General features: G+C 66.5%; 12 protein-coding genes. 9 read left to right on the top strand and 3 right to left on the bottom strand.

Annotated features, from left to right (window positions below; genetic code table 11):
* Window positions 1-43: 43 nt before the first annotated feature.
* From tsf to ACXZ1E_RS01290, 7 genes are all read left to right on the top strand, one after another.
* Window positions 44-871: a translation elongation factor Ts gene (gene tsf / locus ACXZ1E_RS01320; RefSeq protein WP_458041680.1), complete on the top strand. Its 828-nt coding sequence runs from the start codon at window positions 44-46 to the stop codon at window positions 869-871.
* Window positions 872-993: 122 nt separating this feature from the next.
* A complete protein-coding gene (gene pyrH, locus ACXZ1E_RS01315) occupies window positions 994-1,710 on the top strand; it encodes a UMP kinase (RefSeq protein WP_458352100.1) in 717 nt (238 codons plus the stop codon).
* Between the two features lie 53 nt (window positions 1,711-1,763).
* Complete coding sequence (gene frr / locus ACXZ1E_RS01310; RefSeq protein ID WP_036294335.1) at window positions 1,764-2,318, top strand: ribosome recycling factor; 555 nt, start codon at window positions 1,764-1,766, stop codon at window positions 2,316-2,318.
* A gap of 14 nt (window positions 2,319-2,332) precedes the next feature.
* Window positions 2,333-3,355 (top strand): phosphatidate cytidylyltransferase, encoded by a 1,023-nt coding sequence (locus ACXZ1E_RS01305; protein WP_458041678.1) that lies wholly within the window; start codon window positions 2,333-2,335, stop codon window positions 3,353-3,355.
* Entirely contained in the window at window positions 3,352-4,008 is a 657-nt protein-coding gene (locus tag ACXZ1E_RS01300) for a DivIVA domain-containing protein (protein WP_458041677.1), read from the top strand. Before ACXZ1E_RS01305 ends, ACXZ1E_RS01300 begins: the two co-directional genes overlap by 4 nt.
* 74 nt (window positions 4,009-4,082) lie before the next feature.
* Window positions 4,083-4,820 (top strand): aggregation-promoting factor C-terminal-like domain-containing protein, encoded by a 738-nt coding sequence (locus tag ACXZ1E_RS01295; RefSeq protein WP_458041676.1) that lies wholly within the window; start codon window positions 4,083-4,085, stop codon window positions 4,818-4,820.
* Window positions 4,821-5,103: 283 nt separating this feature from the next.
* Window positions 5,104-5,823 (top strand): alpha/beta hydrolase, encoded by a 720-nt coding sequence (locus tag ACXZ1E_RS01290; protein WP_458041675.1) that lies wholly within the window; start codon window positions 5,104-5,106, stop codon window positions 5,821-5,823.
* A gap of 18 nt (window positions 5,824-5,841) precedes the next feature.
* Here ACXZ1E_RS01290 and ACXZ1E_RS01285 read toward each other — a convergent pair whose 3' ends face one another.
* Entirely contained in the window at window positions 5,842-6,900 is a 1,059-nt protein-coding gene (locus ACXZ1E_RS01285) for an AI-2E family transporter (RefSeq protein ID WP_458041674.1), read from the bottom strand.
* 171 nt (window positions 6,901-7,071) lie between these two features.
* Here ACXZ1E_RS01285 and ACXZ1E_RS01280 point away from each other — a divergent pair, with 171 nt between their 5' ends.
* Window positions 7,072-9,012, top strand: coding sequence for a glycosyl transferase (locus ACXZ1E_RS01280; RefSeq protein WP_458041673.1), 1,941 nt, complete (start codon window positions 7,072-7,074; stop codon window positions 9,010-9,012).
* Entirely contained in the window at window positions 9,009-9,968 is a 960-nt protein-coding gene (locus ACXZ1E_RS01275; RefSeq protein ID WP_458041672.1) for a tetratricopeptide repeat protein, read from the top strand. Before ACXZ1E_RS01280 ends, ACXZ1E_RS01275 begins: the two co-directional genes overlap by 4 nt.
* Window positions 9,969-10,057: 89 nt before the next feature.
* Here ACXZ1E_RS01275 and glgB read toward each other — a convergent pair whose 3' ends face one another.
* The gene (gene glgB, locus ACXZ1E_RS01270; RefSeq protein WP_458041671.1) at window positions 10,058-12,220 is read right to left on the bottom strand and encodes a 1,4-alpha-glucan branching protein GlgB; all 2,163 of its coding nucleotides are present in this window, start codon (window positions 12,218-12,220) and stop codon (window positions 10,058-10,060) included.
* Complete coding sequence (locus ACXZ1E_RS01265) at window positions 12,217-14,301, bottom strand: maltotransferase domain-containing protein (RefSeq protein ID WP_458352018.1); 2,085 nt, start codon at window positions 14,299-14,301, stop codon at window positions 12,217-12,219. Before ACXZ1E_RS01265 ends, glgB begins: the two co-directional genes overlap by 4 nt.
* Window positions 14,302-14,307 lie beyond the last annotated feature (6 nt).

The following is a 14,307-nucleotide window of genomic DNA, read 5'->3' as shown; positions in this document are numbered from 1 at the left end:
ACATCCACGACACACCGAAGACACCGCAAGGGGTTCACACACCATGGCAAACTTCACGATCGCCGACATCAAGGCGCTGCGCGAGCAGCTCGGCACCGGCATGGTCGACACGAAGAAGGCGCTCGAAGAGGCCGACGGAGACGTCGAAAAGGCCGTTGAGATCCTGCGCCTCAAGGGAGCGAAGGGCAACGCCAAGCGTGCCGACCGCTCCACCAGCGAGGGACTCGTCGTCGCCCGCGAGGTCGGCGGCAAGGTCACGCTCCTCGAGCTGGCCTGCGAGACCGACTTCGTCGCCAAGAACGAGCGCTTCATCGCGCTCGCGGACAAAGTCGCGGATGCCGCGGCCGCCGTTTCGGCCGACTCGGTCGAGGCGGCTCTCGCCGCGCCCGCGGGCAACGGGACCGTCGACCAGCTCATCTCGGACGAGGCTGCGATCATCGGCGAGAAGGTCGAACTGCGCCGCGTGCGCACGCTGACCGGAGATCACTTCGAGATCTACCTCCACAAGACGAGCAAGGACCTGCCGCCGCAGATCGGTGTTGTCGTCGCCTACTCGGGTGACGACGCCGAGACGGCGCGCAGCATCGCTCAGCACATCTCGTTCGCGAACCCGTCCTACCTCGCGAAGGCCGACGTTCCCGAGGTCGACGTGGAGCGCGAGCGCGACATCGTCACGAAGATCTCGCTCGAGGAGGGCAAGCCGGAGGCGGCGCTGCCCAAGATCGTCGAGGGTCGCGTGAACGCGTTCTTCAAGCAGGTCGCTCTGCTCGAGCAGGACTACGCGAAGGACAACAAGCTCTCCGTCGCGAAGGTTGCTCAGGATGCGGGTATCACAGTGACCGACTTCGCTCGGTTCAAGGTCGGCGCCTGACGCTGTGACGAAGGGGCCTGGTGCGATTGCACCGGGCCCCTTTCCTCTGCGCGCTTCATCTGCGGCGCGCGGCGAGACGACCTCTGCCGTTAGGTTGGAGGCAGACGGAAGGATGCTGAGTGATCGACGAGGCTACCGGGCGCCGACGCGTCCTGCTGAAACTTTCGGGTGAGGCGTTCGGCGGTGGATCCCTCGGGGTCAATCCGGATGTCGTCAGCCAAATCGCGCGCGAGATCGCCGAGGCGGTGGACCGCGTCGAGATCGCGATCGTCGTCGGTGGCGGCAACTTCTTCCGTGGGGCCGAACTCAGCCAGCGGGGCATGGATCGCGGTCGCGCGGACTACATGGGCATGCTCGGAACGGTGATGAACGCGCTCGCGCTGCAGGACTTCCTCGAGCAGGCGGGCGCGGCGACGCGCGTGCAGTCCGCAATCTCCATGATGCAGGTGGCCGAGCCGTACATCCCGCGTCGCGCGGAGCGTCACATGGAGAAGGGCCGCGTCGTGATCTTCGGCGCCGGGGCAGGACTGCCCTACTTCTCCACCGACACGGTCGCCGCCCAACGTGCGCTCGAGATCGGGGCCACCGAGGTCCTGGTTGCCAAGAACGGCGTCGACGGTGTCTACACCGCGGATCCGCGCACGGACCCCACTGCTGTGCGCCTGGACCGGGTGACCTACAACGACGCACTACAGCGCGGTCTGAAGGTCGTCGACTCGACCGCATTCAGCCTGTGCATGGACAACCACATGGACATGCGTGTGTTCGGAATGGAACCCGCCGGCAACGTCACTCGAGCGCTTCTCGGTGACAAGATCGGCACGCTCGTCACGGTCTGACCGCTACCCCGCGGTTAGACTGGGCGAACGCTCTACCCTCTGAAGGAGTCAACGTGATCGCGGACGTCTTGGCGGATGCCGCCACCCGCATGGACCGTGCCGTAGAGGCCGCGAAGGACGACTTCGCGACCGTGCGGACGGGTCGTGCGAACCCCCAGCTATTCCAGAAGATCCTGGTGGACTACTACGGCACGCCGACCCCGCTCGCTCAGCTCGCATCGCTCAACAACATCGAAGCGCGCACGATCGTCGTCACCCCCTACGACAAGTCCGCGCTGAAGGCCATCGAAGAAGCCATCCGCAACACTCCCAACCTCGGCGCGAATCCCACGAACGACGGCAACCTCGTTCGCGTGACCATGCCCGAGCTGACGGAAGAGCGCCGCAAGGAGTTCGTGAAGATCGTCCGCACGAAGGGCGAAGACGCGAAGGTGCACGTACGTGGCATCCGTCGTAAGGCGAAGGATGACCTGGATTCGCTCAAGAGCGATGTCGGCGAGGACGAGATCTCGCGCGGTGAGAAGGAGCTGGACGCGCTGACGAAGGCACACGTCGATCTGATCGACGAGGCACTCAAGCGCAAAGAGGCAGAGCTGCTCGAGGTCTGAGCCGCATCCCGACCATGAGCGACGCACCCGACGAGTCAGAGCTTCGAAAGGCGCCGTCCCCGACGACGCGCGCGGGCCGCGGGGGTGGTGATTCCACTGCTGCGTTCCAGGAGCACGTACGTCAGGCGCGCAGCGACCTCGAACAGCAGGTTGCATACGCTCGAGACCAGTTCGGCGAAGCGAACGAGCGGATCAAGCAGCGGACAGGTCGCGACCTGATCGTCGCGATCCTGATCGGCCTGGCCATCGGCGTCGTCGTGATCGCATCGCTGATCTTCTTCAAATGGGTCTTCGCGATCTTCGCGCTGGCCGTTGCGCTCTTCGGGACATTCGAACTGTGTCGTGCGCTGCAGGTGTCCGGTCGCAAGATCGACATCGTTCCGCAGGTCGCCTTCGTATTCGTCCTCGTCTCGGCGGGGTTCTTCCTCGAGCTGTGGGCCCTGTGGGTGCTCGTCTTCGTCGACATCGCGGTGGTGATCGTCTGGCGTGTCCTCGGTCAGATGATGGCGCAGGACGCTCGTCGCTACGGCGACGTGCTCTCGGATGTCTTAATCGGCGCCCTCGCTCAGCTGTACGTGCCGTTCCTCGGCAGTCTGGCCATGGTTTTGCTGCGCCAGGACGGCGGGCAGTGGTGGGTGCTCTCGTTCATCATCATCACCGTGGCATCCGACACCGGTGCGTACGCGACCGGACTGGCCTTCGGACGCACACCGATGGCGCCTCGGATCAGCCCCAAGAAGACCTGGGAAGGCTTCGCCGGTGCGGTCGCTGCGGCCCTGATCGCCGGAGTTCTGCTCGCGTGGCTCATGATCGGTCTGCCCTGGTGGGCGGGCCTCGTTCTCGGGGCGGTCATCGTCGTCACGGCCACGGCGGGCGACCTCGGCGAGTCGATGCTCAAGCGCGATCTCGGCATCAAAGACATGAGCTCGTGGCTTCCGGGTCACGGTGGCGTGCTCGACCGGCTCGATTCGATCCTCCCGTCCGCCGCCGCGGCGCTCGCGCTCTTCTATCTGCTTTCGCCCCTGGGAGTGGCATGACCGACCCGACCTCACCGACCACCCAAGACGATCTCACCGACCCCGCCAACGAGGATGACGCCGGTGTCGGCGCGAAGCGTGAAGAGAATCGGCCAACACCCGCGCTTTTTCCGGAGGCTCCGCGCCGAGTACTCGGATACGACAAGGCTGCGGTCGACGCTTTCCTCGAGCGCGCCCGTCAGGAGTTCGAGGGTGAGCCAGCCGCGGACGGTACTCCCTACCTCGACGCCGCCGCCGTGCGCACCGCGGCGTTCCCGCTCGTGAAGCGCGGTTACGCGATCGATCCCGTGGATGCCGCGCTCGCCCGTATCGAGGACGCTTTCGCGGCCCGTGGTCGGGAAGCGGCGGTAGCGTCGACGGGAACGAGGGTCTGGGTGGAACGCGCCCGCGACGACGCACAGGTTCTGCTCGAGCATCTCTCCCGGCCCCGCCGGCGACGTTTCGCCCGCGCCGGGTGGTTGCGATTCGGGTACCGGACGGACGAGGTCGACCTGGTCGCCGAGCGGCTGGTCGAGTACTTCGAGACGGGTCGACCCATCACGGTGGACCAGGTGCGCGCGGTCGCGTTCCGAATGCAGCGGCGCGGGTATCGCGAAGAGCAGGTCGACGCCGTGCTCGACGCCGTCATCGACGTCATGCTCGCGGTGCGCTGAACACAACTCGGATCCGCGCCGCGTGCATCCATAACGTGGCACCTCGCCGGGGTCGCGGCTAAGCTCGAAGCACTGTGAGCCAGGGCAACGAGATCATCCCGACGACGACATCCACCTCTGTGGGTCGTGTGCCGTCGATGAGTTCGTCGAATCTCGCTCGCCGGGTGCCCGCACCCCAGCCCGTCCGTTGGTCTCGGCGTCGGGGGGTCCTCGGGGTGTTTGCGACGGTCGCGGCGGTCGGATTCCTCGGCGCATACATCGTGGTTCCCACCGGGGCCGCGCTCGCCGAGGCATCCGCGGAGGACACGAGCGTGACGACGTTGTATGCGGCGGCACAGAGTGACGCCCAGTCCCTCGTGGTCGAGATCGCGGGCGAGGCCAGCGCTCCCGAGCTGTCGCGCGGCAGCTACCAGGTCTATGTAAAGCCCAAACCGAAGCCCGTCGTTCCCGCCGCGGCGGCCAGCACGAAGGCTGCGAGCGGGTGGGCGCCGCCGAGTGTCGTCCCCGACCCGGGATCCGCACAGGCGATCGCGTTTGACATGGTCGCGGCTCGCGGGTGGGGTACGGGAGAGTTCGACTGCCTCGTGGCGCTGTGGAAGAAGGAATCGGGTTGGCGCGTGAACGCGCACAACAAGTCCAGCGGTGCCTACGGCATCCCGCAGGCACTTCCCGGCACGAAGATGGCGTCGGCGGGTGCGGACTGGGAGACGAACCCCGCGACGCAGATCGCCTGGGGACTCGGATACATCGGCGGCCGGTATGGCACGCCGTGCGGTGCGTGGGGCTATTCTCAGGCCCGCGGGTGGTACTGACCGCGATGCCGCGGTCAAACCGACGCAGACCCGACCCGCCCGGTGACGGGCTCGAGCGCCTCATGGCGGGCTGGAAGAAGTCCGAGTCTCGTCGTGGCGTCGAATACACGGTTCAGCCGGTGTCGGCCCACCGCGCCGTGAAGTCGTACACCTGTCCCGGTTGTGGGCGGCCGGTCGCTGCACACACCGCGCACCTCGTCGTCTGGCGCGCGGACGGCGTGCTCGGTGAGGCGGCTGATCTCGCGGCTCGGCGACACTGGCACACGCACTGTTGGAGGATCGCTTGACCGAGATACGTGGACCGCTCCAGTTGCCCGCTCGTCGCGAAGACATCGAGCTGCGCACGTTGGACGGACTGACGCTGGTGGGGGAGTTGGCCCGCCCGCAGTCGACCGAACCGGTCGCGACGCTCGTGACGCTGCATCCGCTTCCCACCGCTGGCGGGTTCATGGACTCGCATATTTTGCGCAAGGCTGCGGGTCGCCTGCCGGCGCTTGCCGATCTGGCGGTGCTGCGGTTCAACACCCGCGGCACGACGTCGCCGCGGGGGACGAGCGAGGGATCGTTCGATGGTGGACACGACGAGGCCTTCGACGTTGCCGCGGCGATGGACTTCGTGCGCGAGCGAGGCTTGCGGAATCCGTGGCTGGTGGGCTGGTCCTTCGGTACCGAGCTCGCCCTGAAGTACGGCCGCGATCATGACATCGCGGGCGTCATTCTGCTCTCGCCGCCCCTGCACCGAACGAGCGACGACGAACTCGCGGCGTGGGCGGGGGATGAGCGCCCCCTTATCGCGGTGATTCCCGAACTCGACGACTACCTGCGTCCGGATGCGGCGGTGAAGCGTTTCGCGCCGATCCCGCACATCGTCGTGGTTCCCGTCGAGGGCGGTCGGCACCTGTGGGTCGGCGAAACGCAGACCCGGCGTGTGCTGACCGAGATCGTCGCTGCGGTCAATCCCGCGGCTCTGCCGCTTGCTACGGAGTGGGACGGCCCGCTCTAGTCTGCCCGGAGCGGCCGCCTACAGCTCGTTCATGCGCGGGATGACAACCTGGCGGTAGATGATCAGGATGCTGGCGGCCACCGGGATCGCGACGAGCGCGCCGAGCAGTCCCAGCAACGAACCACCGGCGAGGGCCGCGATCACGACAACCGCGCCGGGCACTGAGACCGCGCGGCTCATGATGCGCGGTGCGAGGACGTACGCCTCGAGCTGCATATAGATCAGGTAGTAGATCGCAGCTGCGAGGGCCGTACCGGGCGAGCCAACGCCGGGCAGCAGACAGGTCAGCACGATGATCGCTGATCCCGTCAAAGTTCCCACGAGGGGAATGATCGAGAACAGGAGGGCGACCACCGCCAGAACAGCGGTGAACGGCGCTCCGATGATCGATAGGAAGATGAAGCTCAGTACGCCGTTCGTCAAACCGAGACTGAGCTGGCCCATGACGAAGTACCCGACAGAGTCGGTGATCTGCTCGGCGAGATCGATGAACCGGGCTCGTCTGCTGGCGGGCACGAGCTGATAGACCGCTGCTTTCAGGTTCGGAGTAGAAGCGGTGAAGTAGATCGTGAGGATCATGACGATGAATCCGCCGGCGATTCCTGCGACAACGGCCGCTCCGAACGCGATCACACTTTCGCCGATCGCCGCGAAATCGAGCGAATTCACCCATTCGGTCACGTACTGAAGCACACGATCGACGTCGAGGTAGGGGAAGACGCCGCCAAGCCAGGCCCGGAAGTCCTCGAGGAATGGCTCCACTCCCTCGTCGAGGGCATCGGAGATCAACACGACCAGTTGGCTGATCTGATCGACGATGATCGGCACGATCATCAAGACGATCCCTGTGAACGCCGCCAAGATCACCGCGACCGTGATGAGCACCGCCAACCAACGCTTCATGCGCCGTCGCTCGAGGAACGAGATCGCCGGTTCGAGTCCGAGTGAGAGGAAGAGCGCCGTGCCGACGTACAACAAGATTGTCGAGAGAGTCTGAATACTCGAGATCAGAACAATCCCGAGCCCCACGCCAAGCGTCGCGATAAATGCGACGCGGAACGGGTTGTGAATCTTCACGTGCACCTCCGGCTGCGACGCGCCCGACGCGCGTCACGTCAGAATACGTGCGCCGCGCTCGGATCCGGCGCTTTACGCGCGTGCGGGTGACATTCAGGCGTACTTCGGTAGTCTGGGATGTCCGCTTCCGCGCCGAAACTCTCCCGGGCGCGTCGATGGAGGAGTTTTCGTTTGCGTTTTGTCTGGGCTGTCGCGGCATTCGTGCTCGCCGCCGTACTGATCGGTGCGGGTATCGCTCAACGAACGGTTTTCGTTGGTGCTGAGACCACCGAGACCGAGATCAGCACGGAAGATGCGCTTCCTTACACGCTGATCGACGGTGCGGTGCTGACCAGCCTGCCCGGTTCGCAGACCATGACGGCGACAGCCGACTCCGGTCCTGTCTATGCCGCGTACGGGCGCACGGCGGATGTCACCGCCTGGCTCTCCGAGGTCTCCTACACGCGTGTGACGCTCGACGACACGGGCGAGATCGTGACGGAACTCGTCGAACCCGAGGTCGTCGAACCCGAGGTCGTCGAACCCGAGGTCGTCGAACCCGAAGCTACCGCTCCCGATACTGCCGCTCCCGATACTGCCGCTCCGGAGACGGGCGCGGAGGGCGACGGCGCCACGGACGACGCGACAACGGATGCGTCTGCGGAAACGTCGACGGACGCCCCGGGGCGGAACCCTGCCGGTTCTGACCTGTGGCTGGACGAGTTCACCGACGAGGGGACCCTCACGGCGCAGCTGCAGATTCCGGAGACGATGAGCGTGCTGCTGGCTTCGGATGGCACGGCGGCGGCTCCCGAGACGATTGAACTGAGCTGGCCCCTGGATAACTCGACACCCTGGGCGGGTCCGCTGATCGTGGCCGGAGGCATCCTCATGGTGCTTGGCCTGCTGCTGTATCTGCTCGGTATCCGTCACGCGCGTCGTTCACGCGGCCCGCGACGCAAGGGCATCCCGCAACCCGTGACGCAGCCTCTCGACACGATCCCCGCCGGCGACGCCGAGGCGAAGGGTGTGATCAGTTCGGGAACTCCGTCCCGCCGAGCTCTGCGCGGTGGCACTCGGGGCTTCATCGTGATTCCGAGCCTCGCGCTTGCGGGTCTGCTCTTCACCGGCTGCACCGCCGCGTCGTGGCCGCAGCTCGGGCCTTCGGCGACCCCGTCGCCCACCGCGACCCTCCTCGACGCCGACGAACAGGACGCGCCGGCCGTCACCGAGACTCAGGCGAAGCGCATCCTCGCGAAGGTGGCTCAGACCGTCTCCGAGGCCGATGTCGCGGCTGACGGAGATCTCGCGGCCACGCGCCTCGCCGGCGCAGTGCTGGATGAGCGCAAGGCGAACTATCTCATCCGCAGCAAGGTGGCAGAACACCCCGCGCTGCCCGCGATCCCGACCGAGCCGCTGCAAATCGTCCTGCCGCAGGCGTACGACGATTGGCCGCGCACCTTCATGACGGTTGTCGGCGAAGAGGGCGAGACGACCGTAGCCCCCACGGTCGCCGTGCTGACGCAGGACGACCCCTGGTCCGAGTACAAGCTGACCTACCTGGCGAACCTCGCGGCATCCGCCGAGTTCCCGGGCGGTGTCGCCCCCGCCACGATCGGTTCGGTCCTGGTTCCGCCCGACTCATCCTTCCTGGTTCTCGAGCCCCAGGAAATTGCCGCTGCCTACGCAGACGTCCTGAACAACGGCGACAACAGCACTTTCGCCTCGCTGTTTGAGGAAGACGGCGACCAGTTCCGCGTGAAGGTAGCCGAAGATCGCCGCACGCGTCTCGAGCAGTTCAACCAGACGGGTGCTCAAACGGGGAGCCTCACCTTCTCGTCCGCCGCTGGCGCGTATCCTGCCGTCGGCCTGGCCACTCTCGAATCGGGTGCGATCGTCGCGGTGAGCCTCACCGAGACCGACACCGTCAAGCCGACCAATAGCGACGCGGTCATCAAGCTCGACGGCAACCCCACGGTCGAGGCGCTCGCGGGCACGGCGAGTTCGGCCTCGGGTTTCCAGACCATTTTCTCCGACCAGCTTTTCTTCTACGTACCGAACCAGGCGGACGGCGGACAGATCCGTCTGCTCGGCTACGCCTCGAACATCCTCAGCGCGGGAGTCATCCAATGAGTCAAAACGCTAATCCAGGTGCCATCCTCCGTGGCGCCGTCGACCTGTCTTCGCTGCGCAACCGTCCTCAGCCGCCTGCCCCTGGCACGGCCCCGGCGCCCGCTGATGCACCGGCCGCGGCAGGCGCAGTCGGCCTTGTCCGGGACGCGACGGACGAGACGTTCGGCGAAATCCTCGAGCTGTCCCGCACAGTGCCGGTCGTCATCGACCTGTGGGCCGAGTGGTGCGGACCGTGCAAGCAGCTGAGCCCGATCCTCGAGTCCGTCATCGGCGAGCTCGCCGGCCGTCTCGTGCTGGTCAAGGTGGACGTGGACGCGAACCCCCAGCTGGCGCAGGCCTTCCGTGCGCAGTCCATCCCGATGGTCGTGGCACTCGTCGCTGGGCAGCCCGTGCCGTTGTTCACGGGCGCGGTTCCCGAGCAGCAGGTTCGCGAGGTCTTCGCTCAGCTTCTGCAGCTCGCGGCGCAGAACGGGGTTACGGGAACGCTCACGATCGACGAAGCGGATGTCCCCGAACCCCACGAGGAGCCGACGGAGCCGCCGCTTCCGCCGCTGCACGCACCGGCGTTTGCCGCCATCGAGGAGGGCGACTACGACGCTGCGATCGCGGCATACGAGCAGGCGCTCGTCGAGAACCCGAAGGACGAGGACGCTCGCGCCGGGCTCGGGCAGGTTCGCCTGCTCAGCCGGGTCACGGGCCTCGAGCTCGAAGCGGCGCGCGCTGCCGCGGCCGCCGCGCCCACCGATGTCGCGGCCCAGTTCGCGGTCGCCGACCTCGACATCGCCGGGGGACACGTCGACGACGCCTTCGGTCGCCTCCTCGAGCTGTTCGCCGCGTTGCCCGACGACGAGCGCGCGCCCGTCCGGGAGCGCCTGCTCGAGCTCTTCGGCTTGATCGGCGACCCCGACCCCCGCGTCATCCGCGCGCGCAGTCGTCTGGCATCGCTCCTCTTCTAGGCGCACGGCTGCGTTTCGACTCGCTGCGCTCGCTCAACGAGCGGCGTGTGCTCGTTGAGCGAGCGCAGCGACGCGTCGATACGCCCGTCTCAGCGTGAGTGGTGCAGCCAGACGACGCCGAGGGGCGGCAGCGTGACCTGCGCACGCGCCACGCCTTCGCCGGTCGCCGAGGCGTTGACCGCTCCGAAGTTGCCCACCCCGGACCCGCCGTACTCGACGGCGTCCGAGTTGAGGATCTCTGTCCAGACCCCGGCCTCGGGTAGCTCGATGTCGTAGTCGTGCACGGGCACGCCCGAGAAGTTGCAGAGCACGGCCACGGTGTTGCCGTGCCAGTCCGCACGCGAGAATGCCACGACGTTCGGGTTGTGATGAGCCCCGAACAACCGCCGGAACGCCTCGCCGTCATGATCGCGCGCCCAGAGCGGAGCGTGCTTTCGATACGTTTCGTTGAGCACCGACACGTAGGCCTGAAGCTGCGCGTGCAACGGCTGGTCGAGAATCCACCAGTCGAGCGAACGTCCCTCGGACCATTCGGAGATCTGCCCGAACTCCTGCCCCATGAATAGCAGTTGCTTACCCGGATGTCCCCACTGGAATCCGAGGAACGCCCGAGCATTCGCGAGCTTCTGCCAGTGGTCACCAGGCATCCGTGACACGAGCGTGCCCTTGCCATGGACAACTTCGTCGTGGCTGATCGGCAGCACGAAGTTCTCACTGAACGCGTAGACGAAGGTGAAGGTGATCTCGCCCTCGTGGTGCTCGCGGTACATGGGATCGCGCCCGAAGTACTGGAGCGTGTCGTTCATCCAGCCCATGTTCCACTTGAGCCCGAACCCGAGGCCACCCTGGTCGGTCGGGGCCGTTACGCCGGGGTAGCTCGTCGACTCCTCGGCGATCATCGCGATCCCCGGGTAGCGCTTGTACGCCGTCGCGTTGACCTCTTGCAGGAACCCGATGGCTTCGAGGTTCTCTCGTCCGCCGTGGATGTTGGGGGTCCACTCACCCTCGTTGCGCGAGTAGTCGAGGTAGAGCATCGAGGCGACCGCATCGACGCGCAGCCCATCGACGTGGAACTCTTCGAACCAGTACAGGGCGTTCGCGACCAGGAAGTTGCGAACCTCGCGGCGTCCGTAATCGAAGATGTACGTGCCCCAGTCCTTGTGCTCGCCGCGGTGGGGGTCGGGGTGCTCGTAAAGGGGGCGCCCGTCGAACCGGGCGAGGGCGAACTCGTCCTTCGGGAAGTGGCCCGGCACCCAGTCCATGATCACTCCGATGCCGGCCTGGTGCAGTCGGTCGATCAGGTATCGCAGGTCATCGGGCGTGCCGAACCGGCTGGTCGGCGCGTAGTACCCGGTGACCTGATACCCCCAGGATCCGCCGAACGGGTGCTCGGCGAGCGGCAGGAACTCGACATGAGTGAAGCCGAGGGAGGTGACATGCCCGATGATCTCGTCGACCGCGGTGCGGTAGGTGAGACCCGGACGCCATGATCCGAGGTGGATCTCGTAGACCGACATGGGCTGGTCGACGGGCGTCGTGCGGGCGCGTCGCTGCATCCACGCGTCGTCCTGCCAGAGGTGGCGGGCCTTCGTCACGACGGACGCGGTCGCGGGCGGGACCTCGGCCCAGCGCGCCATCGGGTCTGCCTTGACGATCCAGCGTCCGTCGCTCGTGAGGAGCTCGTATTTGTAGGCCGAGCCTTCACCGACACCAGGAGCGAACAGCTCCCACACGCCCGACCCGCCCATGGAGCGCATCGGATGGCTCTGGCCGTCCCAGCCGTTGAAGTCACCGACGACGCGTACCGCCTGTGCGTTCGGGGCCCAGACGGCGAAGGAGGTGCCCGACACACCCTGGTGGTCACGCAGGTGAGATCCGAGCACACGCCAGAGCTCTTCGTGCCGGCCCTCGGCGATCAGGTGGAGGTCGAGGTCGCCGACGGTCGGGGTGAAGCGATAGGGGTCGTCGGCGGTCCACGTCGGCGCAGACGCGTAGGTCGCCTCGATGAGATAGGGAACCGGGGCTCCCTGATGGGTACCTTCCCAGATCCCACTGCGGACGTGCTCGAGCGCTGTTCGTTCACTACCGTTCGTGATGGCGGTCACGGTCTCGGCGAGGGGACGACGAACGCGAATCGTGGTGATCGCGCGGCCCGAGGCATCCTGACCCGCGTGATGACCGAGCACGCTGTGGGGCGAGTAGTGGGATCCCGTGGCAACAAGATCTAGATCGTTCTGAGATACGACAGTCATCGCGGGCTCCTCACCTTCAGAATGTGTACCGGCTCGGCGAAGGCATCGAGGCGGACATAGTTGCGGTCGGTCCAGGTCCAGACGGCACCGGTGACAAGGTCTTCGACCTCGAAGGGCGCCCCGGGCTCGACGCCCCAGAGGGTCGTGTCGAGATAGACCGTCGTCTCGCGGGCGGAATGGGGATCCACGTTCGCGACGACGATGATGGTGTCTGCCTGCCCGGTCGGCGAGAGGGCAGCGTCGAGGTGCTTCGAGTAGACCAGGATCGCCTCGTCGTCGCTCCAATGGGTGCGGAGGTTGCGCAGCTGCTGCAGCGCAGGATGCTCGTTGCGCACGCGGTTGAGCATCCGCAGATACGGCGCGAGAGAGTCACCGGATGCCTCGGCACCGGCCCAGTCGCGCGTCTTGTACTCGTACTTCTCGTTGTCGAGGTTCTCTTCCGACCCCGGTCGGGCCACACTCTCGTAGAGCTCGTACCCGGCGTAGACGCCGTATGTGGGCGCAGCCGTCGCGGCGATCGCGGCACGGGTCTTGTAGCCGGCCCTGCCGCCGTACTGCAAGTATTCGGTCAGGATGTCGGGGGTGTTGACGAACAGGTTCGGACGCAAGAAGTCGGCCGTCTCGGTCGCCAGCCCGGTCAGGAACTCCTCGAGCTCTTCCTTGGTGTTGCGCCAGGTGAAGTACGTGTAGCTCTGCTGGAATCCCGCCATCGCGAGACCCTGCATGATCGCCGGGCGCGCGAACGCCTCGGCAAGGAACACAACCCCGGGATGCTCCGCGTTCACGGTGCGGATCAGCCACTCCCAGAACTTCAACGGCTTGGTGTGGGGATTGTCGACGCGGAAGATCTCGACGCCTTGAGCGATCCAGTGCCGGATGACCCGCAGGGCCTCCGAGCGGATGCCCTCGTAGTCGTTGTCGAAGTTGATCGGATAGATGTCCTGATACTTCTTCGGAGGGTTCTCGGCGTAGGCGATCGACCCGTCGGGCAGTGTCGTGAACCACTCCGGGTGCTCGGTCACCCAGGGATGATCGGGTGAGGCCTGGAGGGCGAAGTCGAGTGCGACGTCGATCCCCTCGGCGCGTGCAGCCTTCACGAACGCGCGGAAGTCGGCGAGAGTGCCGAGATCGGGGTGGACGGTGTCGTGCCCGCCCGCGGCGCCGCCGATCGCCCAGGGCGACCCGGGGTCGCCCGGCTCGGTGACGAGCGAATTGTTGCGTCCCTTCCGGTGCGTCTCGCCGATCGGGTGGATCGGGGGCAGGTACAGCACGTCGAAGCCCATCGCTGCGACCTCCGGCAGGCGCTTCATCGCGGTGCGGAAGGTGCCGCTCTTGACGCGCCCGTCCTTGAGCCGCTTGGCGCCTTCCGAGCGCGGGAAGAACTCGTACCAGGCGCCGACGCCCGCCCGGCGACGTTCGACGAGCAGTTCTCGTGTCGCGCCGACGGTCACGAGCGAGGCGAGCGGGCGGGCCGCGAAGGACACGGCGATCGAGGCATCCTGAACGATTCCCAGCGCGTCCTCATCCGCGACCTCGGGGTCGAGCAGACGGGCAGCGGATGTCTGGAGCAGACGGCGCTCCGCGGCTGGCCGGGTACGTTCGCGTCCCGCACGTTCGAACAGATCGGACCCGATCCGGCGCATCAGGGGCGCATCGACACCCGCGGCGATCTTCAGGCTCGCGGCGTGCCGCCAGGTTGCGTACTCATCCGCGAACGCCTCGTACTGGAAGGTCCACACGCCCTCTTCGAGGGGGGCGACGAGCACCTGCCAGCGGTCGAATCCGTCCTCGAGAGCGGTGAGTCGGTGCAGCGATTCGTCGCCGCTGGGGGAGAAGAGGCGCAGGTGCACGCCGATGCGGTCGTGCCCCTCACGGAACGCGGTCACGATGAACGGTACGACCTCGGTCGCGTAGGCCTTCGGCCGATACTGATCGCCCGGCACGGAGGGTCGCGGCTGGAACATCGGGATGCGGCCGGAAGCCGTGATGTGCTCATCGGGCCACGCGCTGGCGGGGCGGACGGGGAGAGCGGCGGCACTGCGCCACGCTCGGGGGACAGCATTCACTGAAGGGGCAGCCACACCCCG

The organism is Pacificispira sp. HM-600 (assembly GCF_977993705.1).
This window is presented reverse-complemented; position numbering and strand designations above follow the sequence as displayed.